General features: G+C 43.2%; 20 protein-coding genes and 1 pseudogene. 8 read left to right on the top strand and 13 right to left on the bottom strand.

Going from position 1 to position 24,383, the window contains the following annotated elements; all coding sequences use genetic code 11:
• The first annotated feature begins 753 nt into the window (after window positions 1-753).
• The gene (locus tag IGK14_RS05635; RefSeq protein WP_142962717.1) at window positions 754-1,617 is read left to right on the top strand and encodes a helix-turn-helix domain-containing protein; all 864 of its coding nucleotides are present in this window, start codon (window positions 754-756) and stop codon (window positions 1,615-1,617) included.
• A 257-nt stretch (window positions 1,618-1,874) separates the two neighbouring features.
• Here IGK14_RS05635 and IGK14_RS05630 read toward each other — a convergent pair whose 3' ends face one another.
• Window positions 1,875-3,668 carry an oligopeptide ABC transporter substrate-binding protein gene (locus IGK14_RS05630; protein ID WP_081116753.1) on the bottom strand — a complete coding sequence of 598 codons (1,794 nt, stop codon included), beginning with the start codon at window positions 3,666-3,668 and terminating at the stop codon, window positions 1,875-1,877.
• A gap of 377 nt (window positions 3,669-4,045) precedes the next feature.
• Here IGK14_RS05630 and IGK14_RS05625 point away from each other — a divergent pair, with 377 nt between their 5' ends.
• The 5 genes from IGK14_RS05625 to IGK14_RS05605 all read left to right on the top strand — a co-directional run bounded on the left by IGK14_RS05625 (window position 4,046) and on the right by IGK14_RS05605 (window position 8,803).
• Window positions 4,046-5,347 carry a DUF1576 domain-containing protein gene (locus IGK14_RS05625; RefSeq protein ID WP_081116754.1) on the top strand — a complete coding sequence of 434 codons (1,302 nt, stop codon included), beginning with the start codon at window positions 4,046-4,048 and terminating at the stop codon, window positions 5,345-5,347.
• The gene (locus IGK14_RS05620) at window positions 5,344-5,694 is read left to right on the top strand and encodes a hypothetical protein (protein WP_081116755.1); all 351 of its coding nucleotides are present in this window, start codon (window positions 5,344-5,346) and stop codon (window positions 5,692-5,694) included. The genes IGK14_RS05625 and IGK14_RS05620 overlap by 4 nt, the downstream gene beginning before the upstream one ends.
• Before the next feature lie 167 nt (window positions 5,695-5,861).
• Window positions 5,862-6,224: a YxeA family protein gene (locus IGK14_RS05615; RefSeq protein WP_438711820.1), complete on the top strand. Its 363-nt coding sequence runs from the start codon at window positions 5,862-5,864 to the stop codon at window positions 6,222-6,224.
• A gap of 7 nt (window positions 6,225-6,231) precedes the next feature.
• Window positions 6,232-6,984: an ABC transporter ATP-binding protein gene (locus IGK14_RS05610; RefSeq protein ID WP_142962718.1), complete on the top strand. Its 753-nt coding sequence runs from the start codon at window positions 6,232-6,234 to the stop codon at window positions 6,982-6,984.
• Window positions 6,985-6,997: 13 nt separating this feature from the next.
• Window positions 6,998-8,803 carry an ABC transporter permease gene (locus tag IGK14_RS05605; RefSeq protein WP_142962719.1) on the top strand — a complete coding sequence of 602 codons (1,806 nt, stop codon included), beginning with the start codon at window positions 6,998-7,000 and terminating at the stop codon, window positions 8,801-8,803.
• Window positions 8,804-8,907: 104 nt separating this feature from the next.
• Here IGK14_RS05605 and IGK14_RS05600 read toward each other — a convergent pair whose 3' ends face one another.
• The 4 genes from IGK14_RS05600 to IGK14_RS05585 form a co-directional block, all read right to left on the bottom strand.
• The gene (locus IGK14_RS05600; RefSeq protein ID WP_086292111.1) at window positions 8,908-9,615 is read right to left on the bottom strand and encodes a demethylmenaquinone methyltransferase; all 708 of its coding nucleotides are present in this window, start codon (window positions 9,613-9,615) and stop codon (window positions 8,908-8,910) included.
• A 159-nt stretch (window positions 9,616-9,774) separates the two neighbouring features.
• Complete coding sequence (locus tag IGK14_RS05595) at window positions 9,775-10,503, bottom strand: GntR family transcriptional regulator (protein WP_081116759.1); 729 nt, start codon at window positions 10,501-10,503, stop codon at window positions 9,775-9,777.
• 101 nt (window positions 10,504-10,604) lie between these two features.
• Window positions 10,605-11,960 carry a PTS cellobiose transporter subunit IIC gene (celB, locus tag IGK14_RS05590; protein ID WP_081116760.1) on the bottom strand — a complete coding sequence of 452 codons (1,356 nt, stop codon included), beginning with the start codon at window positions 11,958-11,960 and terminating at the stop codon, window positions 10,605-10,607.
• Window positions 11,944-12,456 carry a hypothetical protein gene (locus IGK14_RS05585; protein ID WP_015509419.1) on the bottom strand — a complete coding sequence of 171 codons (513 nt, stop codon included), beginning with the start codon at window positions 12,454-12,456 and terminating at the stop codon, window positions 11,944-11,946. The genes celB and IGK14_RS05585 overlap by 17 nt, the downstream gene beginning before the upstream one ends.
• 418 nt (window positions 12,457-12,874) lie before the next feature.
• Between IGK14_RS05585 and IGK14_RS05580 the strand changes: the two genes are divergently transcribed.
• Window positions 12,875-13,243 carry an iron chaperone gene (locus IGK14_RS05580; protein WP_081116761.1) on the top strand — a complete coding sequence of 123 codons (369 nt, stop codon included), beginning with the start codon at window positions 12,875-12,877 and terminating at the stop codon, window positions 13,241-13,243.
• A 76-nt stretch (window positions 13,244-13,319) separates the two neighbouring features.
• Here the strand turns inward: IGK14_RS05580 and IGK14_RS05575 are convergent, their stop codons facing one another.
• Window positions 13,320-14,660: a peptidoglycan DD-metalloendopeptidase family protein gene (locus IGK14_RS05575; protein WP_010747909.1), complete on the bottom strand. Its 1,341-nt coding sequence runs from the start codon at window positions 14,658-14,660 to the stop codon at window positions 13,320-13,322.
• Window positions 14,661-14,943: 283 nt separating this feature from the next.
• On the opposite strand from IGK14_RS05575, the gene IGK14_RS05570 reads away from it, so the two are divergent.
• The gene (locus tag IGK14_RS05570; protein ID WP_010747908.1) at window positions 14,944-15,375 is read left to right on the top strand and encodes a GNAT family N-acetyltransferase; all 432 of its coding nucleotides are present in this window, start codon (window positions 14,944-14,946) and stop codon (window positions 15,373-15,375) included.
• Between the two features lie 253 nt (window positions 15,376-15,628).
• Here the strand turns inward: IGK14_RS05570 and IGK14_RS05565 are convergent, their stop codons facing one another.
• The 7 genes and pseudogenes from IGK14_RS05565 to kdpB form a co-directional block, all read right to left on the bottom strand.
• Window positions 15,629-16,939, bottom strand: coding sequence for an alpha-glucosidase/alpha-galactosidase (locus IGK14_RS05565; RefSeq protein WP_010747907.1), 1,311 nt, complete (start codon window positions 16,937-16,939; stop codon window positions 15,629-15,631).
• Window positions 16,940-16,958: 19 nt separating this feature from the next.
• Window positions 16,959-17,060 (bottom strand): annotated as a pseudogene (locus IGK14_RS05560) (carbohydrate ABC transporter permease); the annotation flags it as partial.
• 147 nt (window positions 17,061-17,207) lie between these two features.
• On the bottom strand, window positions 17,208-18,230 hold the full coding sequence (locus IGK14_RS05555) for a LacI family DNA-binding transcriptional regulator (RefSeq protein ID WP_010747906.1): 1,023 nt from the start codon (window positions 18,228-18,230) through the stop codon (window positions 17,208-17,210).
• A 219-nt stretch (window positions 18,231-18,449) separates the two neighbouring features.
• Complete coding sequence (locus IGK14_RS05550; protein ID WP_010747905.1) at window positions 18,450-19,142, bottom strand: response regulator transcription factor; 693 nt, start codon at window positions 19,140-19,142, stop codon at window positions 18,450-18,452.
• Window positions 19,143-19,153: 11 nt separating this feature from the next.
• Window positions 19,154-21,754: a sensor histidine kinase gene (locus tag IGK14_RS05545; protein WP_142962722.1), complete on the bottom strand. Its 2,601-nt coding sequence runs from the start codon at window positions 21,752-21,754 to the stop codon at window positions 19,154-19,156.
• A 12-nt stretch (window positions 21,755-21,766) separates the two neighbouring features.
• Window positions 21,767-22,303 (bottom strand): potassium-transporting ATPase subunit C, encoded by a 537-nt coding sequence (locus tag IGK14_RS05540; protein ID WP_010747903.1) that lies wholly within the window; start codon window positions 22,301-22,303, stop codon window positions 21,767-21,769.
• A gap of 41 nt (window positions 22,304-22,344) precedes the next feature.
• Entirely contained in the window at window positions 22,345-24,375 is a 2,031-nt protein-coding gene (gene kdpB, locus IGK14_RS05535) for a potassium-transporting ATPase subunit KdpB (protein ID WP_438711814.1), read from the bottom strand.
• Window positions 24,376-24,383 lie beyond the last annotated feature (8 nt).

Here is a 24,383-nt window from a genome sequence, read left to right as displayed (position 1 = left end):
TAATCAACGCACTTTTTTCCTCTGGTCTTGCCTGCCGAACAGTAACGAATCCAGTAATGAGAACACTCTCATGTTCCGTTGAGATAATAGTACTCATTCTGAGAAAAAATGTCAACACTTCTTTTGCAAACGTTTTTCTTTTTTCGTTTTCGGCTTCGTTTCACTCTTATTTGCTCGTAGTTTTCTTACTGATAGTGAGGGGTTTTTCTGTATAAACCCTCTGTGACAACTCTTGCAGATTTTATCCAATAGCACACAACAAAAAAAAACCGTAATCTTCGTACATTACGGTCATAGCTAGAAGGATGATGCTTTACAAAAAACGATCAATCACAAAGAATTGGGGAAGGTCTGGTGCATGACAGACATTCAATGTGACTGACCGCTTTTAGCGATTCATGTGCTTCATGACTTCCACAAACGAAAAGGTGTCTTTGAGAGGGGGAAGCAATCAAATAACCTTTCGATTCTTCAAGATGTTGCTCGATCCTGCGATAAAAACCGCAGAGAGCGAGGAATATGCTGTTCCTATCATAAAGGAAACAGTCACAAGACTTATCATTGAAAGGTCAACGATAAGGTTTCGCAGAAAAGGCAGTACTAGTTTTTAAATGGGTTGATTTCCCAAGGGCCGAATGGTTCAAATTCCATGAAAAACTACCTCCTTTATTATTTGCTATACCTTATTATATTTGATAACATGTTATTAAAATCACATTGTTCAGAAATGCGTCACAATTAAGGAGGTCCCCCATGAAACAGCAAGGCTCTTTAATCAAAAAACTGCGCACAGATCGCAAAATCTCGCAAGCCAAGCTTGCCGAAGGTATTTCCTCACGCACCACCCTTTCTTCATTCGAAAATCGTAAAACAAACCTCTCATCACAAACCCTATTTGACTACTTAGACAAAATGAATATCACGGTTCATGAGTTCAGTCTGTTGATCGACAGCGAAGTCACGGATCAGAAACGTCAGCTGGTGCAAGATTTCTATACCCGTTACTATGAGCGAACACTGACTCTCGACTACTTGACTAGCCTGGAAAAACGCTACTTTGAGACACAAAATTTTTTCTATTATTCTTTGTATGTCCAAGGATTGCTGCTGCTCAACCGTGAATCATTTCTGATGAATCAAGGAGCTTACACCCAAGAAGTCGAACTGGTAAAGCAATACTTGTTTGATATCGAAACCTGGGGGCGCTTTGAGTTAAATTTATTCTCAAATTTGTTATTTATTTTTGACCAAGAAACGATCAGTTATTACTTAGATCATGGGATCAAAAAAATTCTTCACTACGCCAATGATCCATTTTATGCAAATCTGTTAAGTGTCGTGATCTTAAACGGCTGTGCCTTTGCCAGCGAAAATAAAGATGCCTATCTACTAAACAAGTTTCTGCTCATGTCTGAACCGCTCCCCAATACACCCCTCTATTTTTATTTGAAAATCCATCAAGTGCTGTATCAGGAAATTTACTCGTATTTGCAATCCGCTCAGTTGAACAAAGAGATTCTAAAAAACACCTTAGTCGTTATTGAACAAGCCGGTTACCAGAACCATAAAAACGATCTCCAACAGTTGCTTGCTGCTGTTACCAATCGTGCGATTTAGCCGCTTATTAAATGGACATTTATGTAATGTTATCTAACAAAAAAAGCTGATCTTCCAACGGAGCTCAGCTTTTTCGTCAATGTCACTCCAACCCGCCCACGAAACAGCCGCTCAAAATGAAGGGTTCAACATGCGACTTGCTTCTTCCGTCTACATGGACCAAGAAAAAACCAGTTAGGTTTTAATCCTAACTGATTTTGCTTGGCAAAAGCAACGAACACGCTGCTGCCGATTCATTTGTGTAATTTACTAACCGATTAACGAGATTCTGAAGTCACACCGATGGTTGCCCATGGGTTATGATCGGCGTCAAATGCCCAGGTAAAGTTTGCGACACGATCAGAGATCGGTAAGATTTGATTCCGATACAACGTTGGGATCGCAAAAGCTTCTTCAATCGCATATTCTTGCCATGCATCAAAAGCAGCCTTCCGTGTTGCTTCATCAAAGGAATCGATTGAATCGATCGCAGCTAACAATTCAGTATTTTCATCTGACTCAAAACGAGTGTAGTTAAATGCTGAATTTGGTCCCCATAAGCTGGTTGGTGATGGATCTGAACCAGTAGACCAAGCAGCTTGGAAGACATCGATATCTGGATCATCGTTTTTCAGCTTGTCGTAGAAGGCTTGGAAATCGATCAAACGACCTGTTGAATATTGAACATCTAAACCGATTTCTTGCCATTGTTGAACATAGTAATCCGCCAGTGGTTGGGCAACTTCCCCACCAGACATTGACGCAAAGTTGATGGTCAATTTGTTGCCATCTGGATCTTCTCGGAAGCCATCGCCATCCACATCGATAAAGCCAGCGTCATTTAGAAGTTGGTTTGCTTTCTCCATATCTAAATGGTATCCTTTTGCATCGCTGTTGTGCAACGTACCATAAACAGGTGGGATCAATGTTGAAGCATTTGAACGCAAGCCGTGATAGAAACGCTCACCGATCGCATCATTGTCGATGGCATAGCCCATTGCTTGACGCAATGCTTTGTTCGCCATTTTTGCATTTGGATCAAAATCAACACTGTTTGTTTCATCATTCCATGAACCTAAATTAAAGCCAAGATACGTATAAGATTGTTCTGGACGACCTAACATTTGGTAGCCATCCATGTTTTGATACGTATCAAAGGTATCTGTTGGCATTTTTAAGACTAAATCGTATTGCTTCGCGTTTAACGCTTCATTGATTGAAGCCGAAGGGACGTTACGCATCACGATTTTTTCTAAGGTTGGTGTATCGCCATAGTAATGTTCATTCGGTACATATTCCACCGTCTCACCTGGTACGATATTACTCATTTTGTATGGACCAAAACCGATTGGATTGGTTCGAACGGGATCACTTGAAGGCATATCTGCCACTTCAATGCCTTCAAAGGCATGTTTCGCTAGTGCAGAGTTCCAGATCGCTCCACCGGATTGCTGCATACCTGGATGCATTTCTTTAAACTCGATTTCAACGACTTTGTCACTGACTGCTGTGATCCCCGAGATCGTATCAGCTTCGCCGCTGTGGTATTCTTCCATACCAACGATATTTGTAAAATCATTGTTGTAACGAACGCCATCATAGTCTTGATGTCCGATGACTTCATAAGAGAAGATCACGTCTTCAGCCGTTACATCGACCCCATCAGACCACTTCAAGTCCTCACGCAAAGTGATCGTTGCCTTGTTATTATCGACATCTAATTCTAAATCAGCTGGTCCACCATTCACAATTCGGAAATCTTCATCTTGTAGGAACAAATATTCATGGCTTGGTAACATGAAGTCACGGTCATAAGCATCTTGATAAAACTCCCATTGAAACAACCCTTGGAATTGCGTATCTGTTACTACCGCAACATCTAAGACGCCCCCATCGATCACTTCATCGTTATTTTCAACTGCAAGCTGCAAATCATTGATATCAAATCCAGCTGCCTCAGTTGATGATTCTTGTGTATCTGTCGAACCTGTTCCACCTTCGTTACTTTGTCCGCAAGCCCCTAAAACAAGCGCTGCCAATAAAGTAATCATGCCAAACTTCGTTTTCTTCATACTCTTCCTCCTTATTTAAATCCCTTCCTCGTGATTCAGTGATCACTCGATCTTCGAATAAAAAAACCAAGCAAACAGTTTTTTTTATCTTAAAATGGCTTTTTTATTAGAAAATCTGAACGAGATTAACTAAATTATAACAATTTTCGTAAAATTCTTTCTGTCAATAATTTCACCGATTGATGAAATTATTGAAAAAAGGGCGATTCTCCTTGATACATCGCCGTTATTTTTATTCGCATTTTCTTAAATTTTTCTTTTTCTCCCTTTTTTGGTTCTCATTTCTCTCGTCGTCCTGCTACTTAAAACTGTCAAAAAATACTTTTTTGTCGCTAAAAGGTGTGATACTATGAAAAAAAGGAGCGTTCAATGAAACTATGGCAGATAAACGAGTTTTCTTACAAACAAAATCGAAACCCTTTGCACCTATCTCACAGCTCTTAACCCAGCGCTTGCTTTTGGCGTATAGCATCGTCTTGATCCTCATTGGCTTGGTTGCTTCCCCTCCTCAAGCTTTGTGGCAAGGCTCGCTGGCAATCTTAAATGCCCCCAGCAATTTGATTTCTGATTATTTTGCGATCGGCAATCTTGGAAGCGCCTTTTTAAACAGTGGCTTATTGACATTGATCAGTATCCTCCTTGCGAAAAAGCAAGGAACGATTATTAGTGGACCAATGATCGCTGCTTTTTTTACCATATCTGGCTTTTCTTTTTTTGGAAAAAACATCTTTAACTCGATTCCCATTCCACTTGGTGTCTATTTATATTCTTACATACAGCAACGCCCCGCTACACAATATTCACTAGTTGCCTTATTTGGCAGTGCCGCCTCGCCGGTCATCAGTTACTTAGCATTCGGTTTAGGGTTGCCTTTACCAGTCGGGATCGCTTTTGGTTATGGGATCGGTCTATTGATCGGTTTGGCGCTCCCTCCTCTAGCAGCTCAATTTTTACAATTCCACCAAGGTTTTTCTTTGTATAATATCGGGTTTGCTGCTGGCATCATCACTATGTTTTTCACGAGTTTTTTACGGCTGTTCGACTTGGAAGTCTATTCAAACAAACAGTTGACGACGGAGTATCACTATTATCTGACTGGGTTCTTGCTCATTCTTTGTCTTGCCATGTTTCTTATCGGTTATCTTCTAAATCAGCGATCCCTCAAAGGCTTGCCTGAGCTTTTTCAAACGTCAGGGAAATTAATGACGGACTATGTCACGATTTTTTCCCTTGGGGTCACGATGATGAACATGGCGATGATGGGGATGTTGATGCTGTTCTTTGTCTTCTTCTTACAAGGCGAACTATCTGGTCCCCTTTTAGGCGCAATACTGACCGTGATTGGTTTCAGTGCTTTCGGGAATCACTGGAGAAATAGTTTGCCTGTCATGATTGGGGTGGTTTTAGCAACCAAGGTCGGTTTGACCTCTGATGTCTCGACCTTCAGTTTATTGCTGACAGCGATCTTCGGCACCAGTCTAGCCCCCATCAGTGGGTATTATGGTCCAGTTGCTGGCGTAATCGCTGGGGTGGTCCATGCAGCCTTGGTCACAAATATCACCTATTTACATGGAGGATTGAACTTATACAATAATGGCTTTTCCAGTGGATTTGTCGCGGCAGCAATGGTACCATTGTTAGATGAATACCAGCAAATCAGAAGGCGGAGAAGAAAATGATTGAAAAAGAACGGGCACGGCGAATCGTCGATGAAGTGGTCACCTACTTTTTGTCCCATGACTGTCAAAAGATAATAAGTGAGATGGCCTTTGAAGCAGAGGGGTTTAAAGCAGTTGTGCAAGGTCAATTTCCAGAGCAGCCCACTGATTTAGAACACTTTATCGACATGCTCAACACACCAAGAGATAGCACGTTAGAAAATTATTATGTGGAGCTGTTAGGCGGTCATCAAACGATCCATGAAGAAAAAGATTACTATCTATTAGGATTAATGATCGACGAAGCCGCCATTATGTATGACGAGGGCCAACTAATCGTTGAACTATTTCGCAAAAAATACAATTGAAAAGCCCTACGCAAAAAACGTTTCTAAGCGGTGACCTTCACCCTTTAGAAACGTTTTTTGTTCGTTTGTCGTGACAAGATTGAAAGTTTATTGATAGATTTTTCACACTACTTTTCAGAAAACCAGCGTTATACTTTCATCATAATAAAAAATGAGGTGACCGATAGATGAAAAAACTTCTGATTGGACTTGCAGCGCTCCTCCTCATAGGGTTCGGCGCATTGCAAGTCGCACAAACCGTCATCATGGGCGGCGACAGCTACTATGTCCAAATCACCACAGATGGTGAAAAGACGAATTCTAAGGATGACAATGGGAATGTCTATACTCAATACCATTACGAATTTCCAGGGTATGATGAGAACGGCAAAAGCAAAACCCTTGATTTCAACGGTTTCCAAGAACGACCATTGCGCAAAGAAGCCTATTTGAAGCTTACTTGGAACGAAAAAAAAGGGGTAACTGGCTATGAAGAGGTCAAAGAAAAAGACATCCCAGCCAAAGCATTAACCCAATTAAAAGGAGCGTAACGCAACGATGGAAAAAATTATTCAAGCAAATGAACTGACCAAAGTATACGGAAAAGCCAACGAAAAACAAACCGAAGCCTTAAAAGGCATCAGCTTTGATATTGAAAAAGGCGAATTCATTGGAATCATGGGGGCTTCTGGTTCAGGGAAATCCACCCTACTCAACATTCTTTCAACGTTGGATCATCCGACAAAAGGTGCCATTCGCATCAACAATAGCGATATCACCAAACTAAAAGGCGATGCCTTGGCAGATTTCCGCAGCCGTGAAATCGGCTTTATTTTCCAAGACTTCAATCTATTAGAAAACTTAACGGCTTCAGAAAACATCGCTGTCCCGTTGTCTTTACAAGGAGTCAAACCAAAGATCATCCAACAACGGATCAAACAAGTCGCAGAACGCTTGTCCATCACACATATTCTCGACAAATATCCAGCAGCGATCTCTGGTGGTCAAAAGCAACGGGTGGCAGCCGCGCGAGCCTTGATCACGGAACCAACGATCCTTTTTGCGGATGAACCGACAGGTGCCTTGGATTCAAAAAGTGCGAAAGACTTATTGAATATGATGGACGACTTGAATACCAATGACCAAGTATCGATTTTATTGGTCACTCATGATCCCCTTTCTACCAGCTATTGCCAACGTATTTTATTTATCAAGGACGGAAAGATCCATCAAGAAGTCAAACGTGAGGATCAAAGCCGCGAAGCGTTTTACCGCCAGATCCTTGTCATTCTAGGAAACTTGGAACAATAAGGAGGAAGAACACATGCTTTGGAAACTATCACTTACCGGGATCAAAGCTCGGTTGAAGGATTATATCGTCCTCTTTTCTGGTCTAGTCATGGCTTCAGCCATCTTTTATATGTTCGAATCAATGGCGAGCAATGAAGCCTTTTTAAAAAGCAACTCGATCATCAGTATGGTGGTCTTCGTCTTTCGTTTTGGCTCGGTCCTCTTAGGGATCATTACCTTTGCCTACATCTTATACGCCAATTCTTTCTTGATGGCGATGCGCCAAAAGGACTATGCCATGTTTATGATGTTAGGAGCCAAAGGACGAAAGATCGCCCAAATGATTTTTATCGAAACCTTTATGGTAGGTATCGTTGCCACCGCAGTCGGCTCGATCTTAGGGATCGGCTTAGCAAGTGGTGTCAATACTTTGCTAGTCAATCAATTAAACTTGCAGATCTCCCATTATGCAGCATTTAGTCCCGAAGCATTGATCGTAACCGTCGTCTTCTTCTCGGTTCTCTTTTTGATTGCTGCCATCTTCAATGCACGGGCAATTGCCAAAAAATCGATTTTAGCATTATTACGAGAAACAAGCACGCCGGCACAAGTCAAACAACGGCCATTCTTGCTCTTCTTGCAAACCATTTTAGGTCTTTGTTCCTTAGCCATCGGCTATTATATGATGAGCGATTTGATGACCTTCCAATTGATCGGGATCGGCATCGCCCTTGTCACGATCGTTCTTGGCACATACCTCGTCTTTCGTTCGGTGATCATCGCTCTTTTATCCCTATTAAAGAAGAACGATACGATCGCGTTGAAAAAGTTAAACAATTTCACCTTGTCGCAATTAAGCTTTCGGATTCGTGAGTATACCCAGATGCTTTCGATGGTGGCGATGCTTTTTGCTCTAGCATTAGGTGCCTTGACGGTTGGTCTTGGCTTTAAAAACGAGATCCCTATCCTAGCAAAAACTGTTGCCCCTTATGACTTGTATTTGAACAATGCCCAAAACGCCTCTGACGAAAAAGTCAATGCGTTAAACCCGACCCTTGATGTGACCTACAGCATGAAAGAAACAGATGACACCATTTATTACGTGAAGGAACAATTCAACGAAAACAACTTGCTCAGCTCCAGTATGGATCAGATGAGTGTCGATGTCACTTACAACAAGCTGACTGGCGATCAATTAGCTTCTGATCTGACCGCCCAAGACCAATTGCGTAGCTACCTCTTACCAGAACAACGAGGTAAGGAGATCCAAGTCGTGGATCAAACCGCTTTTGGTGCAGTCAATGCGCCGGAAACTAGCTTGCGAATGGTACAAGTCAAAGACTTCCAAGCAAGCTACGATGCGTTGCGTGATTTGGCGCAAGCAAATCAAGACGCAAATTCTTCAGAAACCGCCGATATGAATTTCTCACAACGGGTCTTCGCCTACGACAGCTATAACGGGATTTTCTCTGGTTTTGAATTTATGGGCTTCTTCCTGGGTATCGCCTTCTTGACGATGTTAGCAAGCTGCCTGATGTTCAAAATTCTTTCAGGGGCAAACAGCGACATTCAACGTTACACGATGCTGAAAAAAATCGGTACCCGCACGCGTTTACTGAAAAGCTCGATCCGCAAAGAGATCGGCGTGCTCTTCCTAGTTCCTGGTATCTTAGGAATGATCCATGTCTTGTTCGGTCTAAAAATGTTCACCACCTTGATGATCGATCCGTACCATGACCTATGGCTACCTTTTGGCATCTTTATCGCCCTCTACGCCATTTATTACGTGGTGACCATTGGGTTATACACCAACATTGTTTTAAACCCAAAAAAAAAATAACAATCACACTCTGAATTGCTCAACGCAAAGAGACCACCAAGCCATAAAGGGCATGATGGTCTCTTTCATTTTTCTCGTTTTTTTCGGACAAAGGGAAGACAATTTTAGGGTTTGACCCCTAGATGCATCGCCGCCGCACCTCCTGCATAGCTTTTGACTTGCAGCACATCAAAGCCAGCTGCCTGAAATTCTCGTTTCAATGCCTCCCTGTCAGGAAAATCCCGTGCAGACTCCTGCAGCCAGGAATATTCTTGATAGCTTTTGGCGAACAGTTTGCCAAATAACGGCATGACATGGTGAAAATAAAAAGTAAACAGTTGCCGCCAGCCGATCAGTGTGGGCTGTGATGTTTCGAGACAAACGATTTTCCCACCTGGGCGCAACACCCGATGGATCTCTGCCAAGACTTGTTGGCGATCCGCGACATTTCTCAACCCGAACCCGATCGTCACATAATCAAAGTGCTCGTGTGGAAAGCTTAATGCCATCGCATTGCCGGTCTGCCACTGGATCTGCGTTTGTTGCTTTTTCTGTGCCTTTTCTTTGGCAACCGTTAACATTTCTTCGCTAAAATCAACGCCGGTCACTTGCCCCGTCGGACCGACCGCTTCATTCAACGCAAACGCCCAATCCCCGGTACCGCAGCATAAATCTAATATCTCAGCACCCATTGGTACTGCCATTCGTTTCATGGTATCCTTGCGCCACCGTTTGTGCAGCTGAAAGGAGATAATACCGTTCATTCGATCATAACGGGAAGCGATCGATTCAAATACATCATGTACTTTGGTTTCTTTGGCTGTTGTTGCCATTGCGGCACGTCCTTTCTTTTCCTCGTTTTAGACCCTAAATTCTTAACGTTTAGCTGCCAGTTGCTAAAAGCTGCTGATAATTTTAGTCTAGCACGAAAAAACGAGGGGAACAAAGACCATGCTTGCCATCGTTTTTAGTCGATTTGCATTGTTAATAACTTAAAGTATTATCTTTTTGTGCATATACAAGGTTGCCATCCGATAATCATAATGAATCATCGAAAATGCCAATAGTTCGCCATTTTTTAAGTAACTATCATCCCTTACAATCAGTGCGGGCATGCCTTCTTCTAGATGAAAAAACGCTGCTTGTTCCTGTGATAGCGGTTTGCTTTGGATGAACTTGTCGATGAAGGCGACTGTCAGTTGTTTTTCTTCTGCCAAAGCTTGGAACATCGACCCCTCCATCATTGTTTCGGAGATCTCCCCCACGATTTCAGGTATATAATAGGAACGTTCAATCAAATAGGGTTTGTCATCTAATGTGCGAAAACGTTGGACTTCGATAAAGTGTTGATCTTTCGCAAATTGTTTTTGACTTGGAAGAAACAGCGCCTCTGATACTTTGACCAGCCGCTTTGAGGCTTTGACCGTTCGAATGTTTTTCTCGCCCCGTGTCAAGTCTTCATTGAAGCCAAGATCACCTTGTTCAATGGCCGGTTTTTGGTTGTTTTGAAAGCGAATATACGAGCCGCGGCCTTGCATCTGGTAGATCCAGCCCATCTTGCTCAATTTATTGAGGGCTTGACGTAACGTATAACGAGAAACGGGATAAATCGCCAAAAGCTCTCGTTCACTAGGCATCTTCCCCTGCTCATTTCCTATGTCACCCGCTTCGATCTTTCTGATCAATTCCGCTGCTAAGTCTTCAATACTGAGTTTCGTCATTTGCCTACTCCTTTCCTTCGGATTCTCTACTACTATTATCATCTTTGGCGTAAAAAAAGCCAGCTATTTTTCATAGCCGGCTTATCAAAAAAACAGATTGATTATGCCTTCGTTGCGTTTGCTTGTTCGTCCTTGTATAATTTGCCATCATACATTTTGATGAATGGAAACCAAATCAAGAAAGCAACGACTGCACAGATGATTGCTAAGACAAAGGCACGCCAGTCACCACCTGAACCAATAAAGCCAGATAATCCAATTGGGGTCGGCCACGCTACTTGAGCAATCGGTGGGTTAACAAAGCCTAAGTTGATGCCAAAATAAGCAACGGACATTGAAGCCATTGGTGCTAAGAAGAATGGGATCGCTGTGTACGGGTTGTATACCACTGGCATCCCGAATAAAATCGGTTCATTGATATTAAAGAAGGATGGCACGATCGCTGCTTTTCCTAAAGCACTTAACTGCGCTGATTTTGCAAAGAAGGCGATGAAAATCACCATTCCTAACGTCGCTCCTGAACCACCGATCGTAACAAAACTGTTGTTAAATTCACCCGCAAAGGCAATGTTGGCACCATTTTGGTTTTCCACCATATTTGACAACACGATTGGCGTCAAGAATGAGGTCACGATCGTTGCCCCATGAATACCGACGATCCATAGTGCATGCATGAAGAAGTAGATAACAAGCAGTCCGATCCAGGTACTGGTCAATTGCGTCACGAAACTAAACGGAATCGCAATGACTTTGAAAATATCTGTGCCCATTGCGACTAATGCACCATTGATAACGATCACAGCTAATGAAGTCAGTGCCGTTGGAATCAATGCCGTAAAAGAGGAAGATACTCCTGTTGGCACTGTGTCAGGCATTTTAATGACAATATTGCGTTTCACACAGAACGCATAAATTTTTACGGCAATGATCGCCATGATAATCGCTGTAAAGATCCCAGTTGTTCCTAAACGAGTAACGCCGCCAGCCATTTCCCAGCCATCGATGATTTTTTGGTCATCAGAAATCACATTGACTAGTGTTGCCATACCGCCTTCAAAAACTAATTGTGGCAAGCACATAAAGAACGCCATCATAGAAAGTAATGCTCCATTGACTGGGCTAAGAACGATTTTCTCTTCTTGCGCTTGGATTTTCGTGTACTCGTAACCAAACACGACACAGAAGTAAAGTGCTAAAATCCCCATTGTTGCGGTATTACCTAACATGTAAAGATTTTGGATTTTATCGAATGACGCACTCCAAATACCCTCTAATACAGGAAAACTTTGTGGCAAAACGCTGATGATCAAGAACATTGATCCTACGATAGTGAAAGGAATCGACGCCATCCCGGCTGCCATGACCCCACGAACGATCCGTAATTGTGAGATTTTCCCCATTGGACCCATTAAGTAGCGGTCCAAGAAGGCAAACATTTTGTTATTTTCTGAATCCATTGACTGTTCCTCCTTGAGTTTCAAATGTAGTCAAATACGTGAAATATTTGTCGCGGTCATGCTCGATCAACCACGCTTTACGCTGAATGAACAAACACGCCATCATGCCGACAGAAAACAAAGCAAGTAAGATCCCTCTACCCGATTGATTCATAAAAGGAATCAACGTTGCTTGCTGCCCGATCAAAATACCAAAAATTGCAATGAGATTGACGCCGAATTGGAGCCAATAACCGATCTTTGTCACCAGTAAACGATTCGATTGCTGCCAATATTTTTGAGTTTGTTCAATAAGTATAAGTCCATCAACGATCAATAAGGCAATGGGAATCAAACCAGCCCATGTCCATTGAGACAGACTCAATAGGGTCCAATAAAGATTGACAAAGAAAAAGATCGCAGTCATATAACGAAAAAGCAAAAAACGATTAAACCGCATACTTTTGTTTGCATATTCTTTCTTGGCTGCTTGGGTTACCGGTTTCCTTTTGGTCACAAGTCCTCCTCCTTTCGTTTTGCTTTCGCTCAACAACTTGTTCGAACAAGTTATATTCTAGCAGAATTCTTGTTGAATGCAACCGATTTCTTTTTGAAAGTGTTCTCTGAAAATAATCTGCTTTTTCATTCGTTATTTCTGAAAAGTTAAGCGAATCTCAAGGAACCTTGCAGGATAGCGAGGGAATGTTCCTGACTCTTGGCTTTAGTTCGAGTAGAAAAAAGTTATTTTTAGCATTCGTTTTTGCAAACAGTGTTTGTTCCTGAAGGCTTTATCCCCCAAACAAGGCAACAGGTTTGTAAACTTGCTAACTTTACAGTACACTCTAAGTAACAAAATGTTTGATTTCGAACACGCGTTATTTTTAGTGATCGACATTCCCTGTACTCGTTCCTTAAAACGAAAGGAGATCCTCCCAATGGATGTATTAGAAACTTACTTAACCAGCATTGAAGATCCAGTAAAGCAAGAAAAACTGCGTGCCTTATTTGCCGCTATTACCAAGAAATTTCCTGACCTCGTTCCAGTCATCAAGTGGAATCAGCCGATGTTTACCGCCCATGAGACCTTTATTATCGGTTTCAGCGTTTCAAAACCGCATTTTTCTGTCTCCCCTGAAACCAAGTGTCTTGAACAGTTTGCCGATGCTATCGAAAAAGCTGGCTACAGCCATACGGATAACATTTTTCGCATCAGGTGGACTGAGCCGATCGATCAAGCATTGATTGAGGACATGATCGCTTTCAACCTGAAAGACAAAGCGGAGATGACCCGCTTTTGGCGCTGAGCCAATCGAGACTTCGTAAAAAATGAGCAACTTAAAAACCGCAGAAGCTGGTTCGCTTCTGCGGTTTTTCTGACTATTATAAGCCTAATTCTGGCGCCGGATCAAAGAATCCTGACCATAAGCTTGTTGACATCCCTAAATGTAGATGGACGCCAGTTGAATTTCCAGTCGTTCCCATACCGCCAACATATTGTCTAGCTGAGACGCTTTGTCCGACCGAAACAGCTGGCAGCGTACTAAAGTGCATGTAGTAGCTGTAAACGCCATTGGCATGTTTGATGATCACATAGTTACCAGTTGACGGACCATAGCCCGCTTCAACGACTTCGCCTGCTTGGATCGCATAGATCGGCGTTCCTGTCCCCCCAGTAAAGTCGATGCCATTATGTTGATTTCCTGATGCACCTGTTGGATCTGTTCGATACCCAAAACGACTCGAAATATGAACCGAATCGACTGGCATTTGCCATCCACCTGTGCTTGCTTGTTCCTTTGGCTCAGCTGCTTGCTGCACAGGTGCAGGCGTAGCTGCAGTTTTTTCTGACGACACCGATGTTTCTGGCGCCACTGCGGCTTCCGTCTTCGGCTGGGCTGCTGCCACTGCTGCTTGTTGAACGGCAGGACTTTCGGCGGTTTCAGCTGACTTGGCTTCTGCTGCTTGCTGACGTTTTGCTGCTTCTTCTGCTTCTTTGCGCGCTTTTGCTTCTTGTGCTTCTTGCTCAGCCAGTTGCTTCAACGCTGCTTCTTTTTGCCGTTGTGCTTCTGCTTTGTCTGCTTCCAATTGGTCTTTTTTCTCTTCCTCGGTGTTCAACGCCAAGGCAAGGTCGGCTAGTGCAACTTCTTGATTCAATTTGACATCAGCTAATTCCGCTTGTTTTCCTTGCAATGCGTTTGACTGCTCTTCGATCGCAACCAATTGTTCCTGCAACTCTTTTTCCAATTTCTGGCTCGTTGCGATATCTTCTTGCTGTTGTTCGACGATACTGTTGCTGGCATTCATGATCGTTACAGAAGCGATCGCCCGTTGAATGGCTTCTCCGATGGATTCCGCATCAACGATTTTTTGGAACAAACGATTGGAAGGTTCCGACGTTTGAATGTCACGCGCTTGATTCGCCAGTACTTCTGTGCGCTTGATGATTTTCTCTTCAAGGACTTGGATCTCTTGTGCCAAGGCATTGACTTCTTCTTCCGTCGCCGTTTTCTTTTGTAGGATTGCTTGGATTTCTCCTTCAATCGATTGAATCTCTGCCTCTGTAGATCGTTTCAGTGATTCTAATGAGGTGGATTCATTTTTTATGTCATTGATTTTTTCATTTTGCTGCTGGATCTTCTGATCAAAGCTGTCTGCGGATACCGTCACGACAGGCAGCGTCAGCAAAACAAGTGAACTTGCAACCAAAAGTGTCTTTTTCATTTTTTCTCCTTAACTAGATGTGTCTTATCGCTTTCTCTAGCATACCGAAAGATGTCACTCTTGGGGCTGTTTTCACACAAATAACATCTGGCTGCAAGAAATTGACATCTAGCTGAAACAAAGTTGTTAGAATATTTCAACGAAAAAGATTGCTTTTCTTCGCCATTTAACCTTCGTTACTTATCAATCGGTTCATCTCCTATCCGATTGCCTACGAAAATGCCGCGATTTGCAGTAATCAGCAGTGGACCTATGCTATACTGAATAAAAAAAGGAGGTTCTCATGATACAACAAGTGACCAAATTTACCGATTCTGAATTAGAAACTATCGCCCAGATTTGGCTGCAAAGCAATTTGGAAGCCCATGACTTTATTTCAGCTGCCCATTGGCAAGATAACTATGACTTTGTGAAAAAAGCCTTTGCCGATGCCCTTATCTACACCTATTCGGTGGATGATCAGCCTGTCGGCTTCATCGGGATGTTGGATGAGTATATCGCTGGTATTTTCGTTTTGAAAGACTATCGTGCCCACGGCATTGGAAAGCAACTTTTACAAAAAGTACAAGCAGAACACGAGAAGCTGACTCTGAACGTCTACCAAAAAAATACAGCTGCTATTGCGTTTTATCTCAAACATGACTTTACCATCGTTTCTGAACAACTGGACTCTGATACCAATGAAATCGAAAACACCATGGAGTGGCATCGTTGATGCTGCTTTTTTTCACCTTCTTTTTCCCCTTTTGATCAATCGTACGACCATAACCGCTGATCGGCTGACCCGTCGAATCAATGGATACATTAAACGTCAAAAAGCATTGACTTCCATTTGCTGGATCGGCAATGCTTTCTTTATTTACTAGCGGTATTTCAACCAATGGTTCCCCCATTGGTGACAATCACTTCGCGATACCAATCAAAGGATTTTTTTCGATACCGTTTGAGTGAACCAGTTTCCTTTTTTATCAGTGATAATCTGGTAAATAATCCCCATGGGCTTCGATCAAATCGTCGACTAATTGGGTAATGTCTGCCAATGATAGTTCTGATGATAAATGAGGATCGAGGTATGCTGCTTGATAAATCTTGTCTTTCTCAAGGGTCAACGCTGCTTCGACAGTCAATTCTTGCACATTGATGTTGGTTCGGTTCAATGCAGCAAGCTGCGTTGGTAAAGCGCCGACGTAGGTTGGTTGGATGCCGTTCTTATCCACCAAACATGGAACTTCCACACAGACATCTTCTGGTAAATTGGTGATCAAGCCTTTATTCAAAACATTTCCAGCAATAACGGTTGGATTGCCGGTCTTGATGGCATCCATGATATAAGAGGCGTATTCCCGACTTCTCTTATGGGTCAAATCGCCATTATCGACGATATCCTCCCGCATCGTTTCCCAATCGCGAATCTGATTTTCGCAACGGGTTAAATATTCATCCAACGGAATCCCCAAATCGTCGATCAATTCTGGGTATTTTGATTTAATGAAATAAGGGTGATACTCGGCATTGTGCTCACTAGATTCTGTAATATAATAGCCAAAACGTTTCATCAATTCAAAGCGGACTGAATCACGGTGGGGATTTTCTTTCTCTTCAGCCAACTGACGGATCGTTGGATAGAAATCTTCCCCATCTTTGGTAATTTCCAATAAAAATGCCATATGATTGATCCCAGCAATTTTCCACTGGAAGTCAGCCAGATCATATTGTTCTTTGATCCCTAAATACTCGAATAATTCTGGAACACATACTTGCACACTATGACAAAGCCCAACCGTTTTGATGGATGTTGCTTTCAATACCCCCATCGTCAGCATCGCCATCGGGTTCGTATAATTCAGCAACCATGCATTTGGACAAACTTCCTCCATTTCTCGAGCAAATTCCAACATGACTGGTAACGTACGCAACGTCCGAAATATTCCGCCAATGCCCATCGTGTCACCTATTGTTTGACGTAAGCCATATTTCTTCGGTATCTCAAAGTCAATGACGGTGGAAGGTTTGTAGCCACCAACTTGAATGGCGTTTACTACAAAGTCGGCATCTCTTAGTGCTTCTTTGCGGTCATGATAGACCTGTATTTCTGCTCGGTTTTGATTGGCATTTTTATTGATCGTCTTTAACATTGCCTCGGATTCACGAAGTCGTTTCTCATCGATGTCGTAAAGGACGATGTGGGAATCTGCTAAGCTCGGGGTCAACATTGCATCTCCTAGAACATTTTTAGCGAAAATAGTGCTTCCTGCTCCAATAAAGGTGATTTTTGTCATTCTCTATTGCTCCATTCTTTTATAATTTACCGCCAGTAGTGGCAATTCCTTCAATAAATTTACGTTGAAAAATGATAAAGACAGCAACTATGGGCCAAATCGCTAGTAGCGAGCCTGCCATTTAGAGCCACTTTCTTGAAATGATTCATGCTCTTTTTATGTATCCGTTTTCTTTTTACAAAACAAATATACTGTTTACTAATCAGATTGTCAATGCCTTTTAACTAAAATAAAAAGAGTAAACACTTTACAGTGTTTACTCTTAGCATTAATCTCTTTCTTTTTCACTTTCTCTGACGATCATCTTACTGGCCACCATGATTTTAACAGGTACTTGACGAATGCCTTTGATCCGCTCTTCTACCATCCGTAAAGCAATTTTTCCCAGTTCTTCCATATCGATGGCAACGGTACTTAAAGATGGGGTCAAAAATTCTGCAACTTCGATATTGTTGAAACTGACTACTGAAATATCTTCTGGTATCCGATACCCACGTTTTTGCAAGGAGCGATATGTACCAACTGCAATCGAATCATTGGCGACCATAATAGCTGAAGGAAGGCTCTCTTTGCATTGTTCAAGCAATTGCTCAGTGGCTTTGATACCGTCTAATGTGTTCCATCCTTCTAGGTAGACATTGATGTATTCTTCCAATCCTTTTTCTTTCATCCAATACACATAAGTGATCATCCGCATATCATCTGGCGATTGATGTATCTCACTGGATGCATCCAGACGTACCCGATATCCCCCAATAAAAGCGATATTTCGATGCCCTTTTTTATACAAACGCTCTAAGTGCTCGGTTGCTGCTATAGAGAAATCCGTATATACCGCATCCCATTCTGAAGACAAAGAAGGATCATCGATCACGACTATATGAGGATTGACTGCTGCGATCTTTGCTAAAAAAGTTGGCAAGACTTGACCAATGACAAGGATTCCCTGATACTCCCTTAGCTCCTCAATGGCAACGGGGTGTTCAGACATATAATACGTTTTTTTTATGCGAAACTTATTTTGTTCTGCTTGTGCTTGAATGCCACGACGAATCGCCCGAAAATAGGGATCTTCTAATTCAGCTTCTTCCGAAACAGTGGATACCACTGCAATATTCATTGCCTTTTTCACAGGTACTTTCTTCTTACTATAGTGAAAATATTCCACGGCTTCGTTGATCTTATTTTTTGTTTCTTGCGTGACAGATAACGTAGGATCTTCATTGAGCACCCTCGATACAGTTGCGATCGATACACCCGCTCGTTTTGCGACGTCTCTAATTCCTGCCATAATACTCTCCTTTTTTACTTTATACTATGATATAAACACAAAATGATCAGAATGAAAAGAAATTTTAGTTAACAACCAACCTACTTGTTTACCCACAGTTTCAAATCATCTATGGAGAAGCAATCAGTTCAACGTCTCTTCGCAATTAACAAAAAATAGAAACGAGCAGCGACCAAAGAACCGCTGCTCGTTTTTCCTCCTTATTTCCTATGACGACCGCTACTCTGCTGGATACTCCCGCAAGCGATACCCGACGCCGATTTCAGTGATCAAATATTCTGGCTGCAGCGTATTGGTTTCGATTTTTTTGCGAATGTTTGAGATATTGACTCGCAAAGTTTGTGCATCCGCTGCAAAAGGTCCCCAGACTTCGCTAGTCAGGGTATCGTAAGTGACGACTTTGCCTAAATTCTTGAACATAACTGCCATGATGCGGTATTCGTTTTTGGTCAAATGGATCTCATTTTGATTCTTGTACAGGATTTTTTTTTCAAAATCGATCGTTAACTCCTTGTTTACAAGAATTGGGCTGCTGCTAAAGGCAGTTGTCTCCTTGTGCCGTAGTGCCGTGCGAATGCGGGCAAATAACTCATTGGTACTGAAGGGCTTCGTTACATAATCATCGGCACCGAGGTCTAATGCTTGCACTTTGTCTTGTTCATCTTTGCGAGCAGAGATCACGATGATCGGTGTGTTCATGCGCTTACGGATGATTTTCAACAGCTCCATACCATCAATGTCCGGTAAGCCCAGATCCAGCAAGATGAAGTCGATGGTTTCTTCCTGCAAGAGCATCAATGCCTCCATGCCAGTGCCGACTGATGTAAAGTTGTAATGCTCTCTTTGCAAGACGACTTCCATAAAATCAACGATATTCGAATCATCTTCAATCAATAAAAAATGTCGCTGCATGTTCTCCCTCCTTACTGCTTTAAATAAATACGAAAGATCGTACTCCCTGCTTTCGTTTCGATCGCCAATTTGCCTTCATGGGCATGGATGATGGTTTTAACGATACTCAGTCCGATACCTAATCCATTTTTTGAATCCACCGGCACTTCGGTGTCATTGGTCAAATTCGCTTGGATTTTTTGGTATTGCCCTAAGGGGATCTCCCCTTGGTTTTCGATTTCAATGACCACTTCTTGCTCTTGAGAAACTCGCAAGAAAATCGGTGTATCGGCGGTTCCATGGCGAACCCCATTTTCAATCAAATTAAACAAGGCTTGTTCGATCAAGATGGGATCGACTTGGACAAAAATCAGCTGATCAGGCATCTTCACGATGATTTTTTGTTGCGGATAGACTTTCTTTAGGTGTGTCAAAACCGCTTCGATAATTTCTTCGATTGGTTCTTCACTGCGCTTGACCGCCATATTGGTCAAGTTGATACGGGTCACCGACAATAAGTTTTCAACCATGCGGATCAACCACTGGGATTCACTTTGGATGTCTCCTAGCAGCTTTTGTTTCGTTTCCTTTTTGATCACGCCTTCGGTTTCACTCAATGTTTCGGCAATGCCAGAAATTGTCGTCAAGGGGGTCCGCAAGTCATGGGAGACCGCACGCAGCAGATTGCTGCGGACTTTTTCCCGTTCGTTTTCTAATTGGATCTGTTCTTTCTCACTCGCTAATGAGACTTGTTCCAACACGGTCGCGATTTGGGTGATCACAAGGCGCAAGTAATTCAATTGACTATTGGCCAACTGATGCTCCTCGTTGCGTTCTACCCCAAGGGCGCCTAGTGGTTTGCCGTTTAAAACGATCGGCAAGTAAAACCCATTAGCACCAATCAGAGTATCTGTGCCGCGACCAGCTTCTTTTTGATTTTTCACGACCCAAAAAGCGACGGCTTTCTCATCCTTGCCAGTCAGTTGAGACAGTGTTTCTCTTGAAGAATGCAGACTTCTTAAATGGCCTTCTCTGTCATATAACGCCACTTCTCGCTGGAGTAAGCGTGCCAAATAGGTGGTCGTACTTTCATAGATTTCTTGCTCATTCCGCGTTTCCATGTATTGTTTGTTCAGTTCATACAATATCTCCATTTGATGCTCTTTTTCCTTGGCATTTTCTGCTTGGGTCTTCAATCGAACCATCAAGTTACTGATCATCAAGGCAACGATCAGCATGATCACTAATGTGATTGGATAACCTGCTTTATAGACCGTCAAGGAATACAAGGGTTCGACAAAGAACCAGTTGTAAGAAAGGACACTAATGATCGATGCCATGGCACTCCATAGATAGCCACTCGTGTAACGGGCCACTAAGAGAACAAAAAAGATGTAGACCAGCATCAAGTTCTGCTCGCCGAAATGCAGATACTGCATGCCTTCTGTCACTAAGGTGGCGAGCATGATCAGCCCAAAGGTCAAGGTGAAATCTCGACCGCCGCCTTCAAATAATTGCGAAAATGTCAGCCGTGGTCGCTGCATTTTTTCTTTAAAAGGAATCAAATGGATCTCAATGTCATCAAGGCGGCGAATCAAGCGGTCTTCTAAATCCTCGACAAACAATTTTTGGAACCACTTTTGAGAAACCTGTTTCCCCATGATAATGTCACTGGCACCCGTCATTTTGGCATACTCTACGATGGTTTCAAAACTGTCATCCGCTTCGATGTTGATGACTTCTGCTCCCAAACGCTCTGCCAATGGCACTTCGGTAGGTGTATCATCTAACGATCGAACTTGGATGACCGTCCATTCGGCACCCACTCCTTGGGCTAAGCGGGCGGTCCAACGAATGCATTTCTCTGCCATTTTCGGCAAGCGATCATCAATGATGGTCAAAAGCTTGCTTTGGACTCGTTTTCGACCGCCGTTCATTTGATTGATATGATTGGAAGCTTTTTGGATCGCTAATCCACGTAAGTGATCAAGTTTTTCTGGCGTAAAAAAGTTTTTTAGCGCTCGTTTGGCATTTTCATCAGCATAGATTTTTCCTTGTTCCAATCGATCGATCAGTTCGTCTGGTTCAACATCCACTACCCGCAAACTGGCGTGTTGGAAAAAGGTGTCAGGCACCGTTTCTCTGACTTCCACTTCCGTGACCTTTTCCACGATATCATTCAGACTTTCGATATGCTGGACATTGATGGTCGTGTAGACGGTGATTCCTGCATTCAATAGTTCATCGACATCTTGGTAACGTTTTTTGTTTCGCGCACCAATGGGATTGGTATGTGCCAACTCATCGATCAAGACGATATCTGGTTTTAGTTGGATCAGTCGATCGATATCTGGCTCATAAAGGGTCAATTGCTTGTGCTGGTATTGCTTTAATGGTACTTGTGGTAACCCTTCAAGCAATCGATTAGTATCGGGACGTTTGTGGGGTTCGATATAGCCGATCACCACATTTTTGCCCATGAGCAAACACTCATGGGCTTCGGTTAACATCGTATAGGTTTTTCCGACACCGGCAGCAAAACCGAAAAACACCCGTAGTTTGCCACGTTTAGGTCCAAAGCCTGCTTGCAGCAGTATCTCTTCTGGGATCGTCTGCTGGTTGTTTTCACTCATAGATGCTTCCCCCTATTCCTCGGGTAATTGATCGAGCTGCTGATTCAAGGTCATGATATTGACGTATTCTCTTGCGGAGAACAGATCAGCTACTTTATTCCTGTTTATTATATCATGAATTATTTGTTCATCGATGCCTCTTGTGTCAGCGATCCGCGGCAGTTGAAAAAGTGCCGCTTCGACACTGATATCAGGATCGACGCCACTACCCGAAGCGGTCACGAGATCGATCGGCACACTGGTTTGGGTTGGGTTTTCTGCCAGCAACGTCGCTGTCCGCTCAGCTACAGTCTTTTTTTGGGTCGTATCATAGGGCGACAATTGTGAAACGGTTTGATCACGCCCTTGGAAGTAACCTGCTTGGTCAAAAGGTTGCGCAATTAGCTCAGATCCTTTGATCGCTCCGTCTTCCACGATTTGACTGCCGTTGGCTTGATGGGCAAAAAAGACTTGTCCGACTCCAGTGACCAACAATGTATAGAGACCGCCAAATAGCACGGTACTAACTAGTAAAAATTTGATACTGGCAAAGAGGGTGTTCTTCATCATGTTTTCCTCCTAAATGACTCCTTGACTCTGATGGATTTTTCTTATAGCAGAACAGCTGACAAAAGCAAATCTACTAGCTTGATGCAAATGAATGGTGCGATGATGCCGCCTAGGCCGTAGACGACCAGATTGTGCCGCAGCATTTGGCTGGCTGGTTTTTCTTGGTACTTGACCCCTTTCAACGCCAGAGGGATCAAGGCGATGATCACGACTGCATTGTAGATGACTGCGGACAAAATCGCAGTTAAGGGACTACCAAGATTCATGATATTCAGCGCTGCGAGTTCTGGATAAATCGCATAAAACAGAACAGGGATCACTGCGAAATATTTGGCGATATCATTTGCGATACTAAAGGTCGTCAAAGCCCCACGGGTCATCAGCAGCTGTTTACCAATTTGGACTACTTGCAGTAATTTGGTAGGGCTGGAATCAAGATCGATCATATTGCCCGCTTCTTTGGCTGCTTGCGTACCAGTGTTCATCGCCATTGCCACATCGGCTTGGGCGAGTGCGGGTGCATCGTTGGTTCCATCCCCCGTCATCGCCACCAAATGCCCTTTTTCCTGATATTCGCGAATCAGGTTCATTTTGTTTTCTGGTGTTGCTTCGGCTAAGAAATCATCGACGCCCGCTTCGGCGGCAATAGCAGCTGCCGTCAAAGGGTTGTCCCCAGTGATCATGATCGTTTTGATACCCATCTTGCGCATGTCGGCAAATTTTTCTTTAACCCCGTTTTTCACGATGTCTTTTAAATAAACGACCCCGAGTACTTGGCCATTTTTCACTACGACCAATGGAGTTCCACCAGCCTTAGCGACTTTTTCTACGATCTCGTCATATGCCGTGGGATAGGTCTGCCCTTTTGCCGTCACATATTGCTTGATCGTATCCGCAGCTCCTTTACGGATCTCATCACCACGATAGTCGATCCCAGACATCCGTGTTTTGGCACTAAAATCGATCCAATGAACATCGGCTTGCTGAAATTCCCGTTCACGAATATTGAAGGCTTCTTTGGCTAAAATCACGATACTGCGTCCTTCTGCCGTTTCATCGGCAAAAGATGCCAACTGCGCTGCATCTGCCAACTCTTTAGCGGTGACCCCCGGTACTGGCAAGAACTCACTGGCACGGCGGTTTCCCAGAGTAATGGTTCCTGTTTTATCCAGCAGCAAAACATCCACATCTCCTGCTGCTTCAATCGCGCGTCCACTCATGGCGATGACGTTTTCTTTGGTCAAATGACCCATTCCAGCGATCCCAATCGAGGAAATCAAGGCGCCGATCGTGGTCGGTGCGAGACAAATCAATAAAGCGATCACGATCACACTGGAAATCGCCGTTCCCCGACCAGATAACTGACTGCTAAAATCGGTAAAAGGAATCAATGTGATGGAAACTGCCAAGAAGATGATGGTCAGTGTCACTAAGAACAGCTGCAAGCCAATCTCATTGGGTGTTTTTTTCCGTTGCGTCCCTTCCACCATCGCAATCATCTTATCCAAAAAGGAGTGGCCATTTTCAGCGGTCACTTTGATGACCAAGTAATCGGAAACGACTAACGTTCCTCCCGTGACTGCACTGCGGTCGCCGCCAGATTCACGAATGACAGGTGCTGATTCTCCTGTGATGGCACTTTCGTCCACCGAAGCAGCACTTTCCACGACATCCCCATCGGCAGGAATTTGTTCGCCAGATGGAACATACACCAAGTCGCCTTTTTTCAAATCGGAGGAACGGACTTCGATAAAAGCCTCTTTCGCTACGTCTTCCAAGGACATGACTTTGTAGGTCATGATTTCTTTTTTGGCTTGCTTCAAACTATCCGCTTGTGCTTTGCCGCGCCCTTCTGCCACTGCTTCGGCAAAATTGGCAAACAACAAGGTCAACCATAAGAAGATGGTCACACTGATGCTAAACCACAACGGGACCGTTTGTTCTTGAAAACATAAAATCGTTGTCAAGATTGCCCCTAAATAAACCACAAACATCACGGGGTTTTTGATTTGGTGACGAGGATCCAATTTCTTAAAGGATTCGCCGATCGCCCATTGATAGATTTTTTTCATTTTTTCTC

The sequence above is a fragment of the Enterococcus sp. DIV0970a genome (assembly GCF_051711265.1).
GTDB lineage: Bacteria > Bacillota > Bacilli > Lactobacillales > Enterococcaceae > Enterococcus_D > Enterococcus_D casseliflavus.
This window is presented reverse-complemented; position numbering and strand designations above follow the sequence as displayed.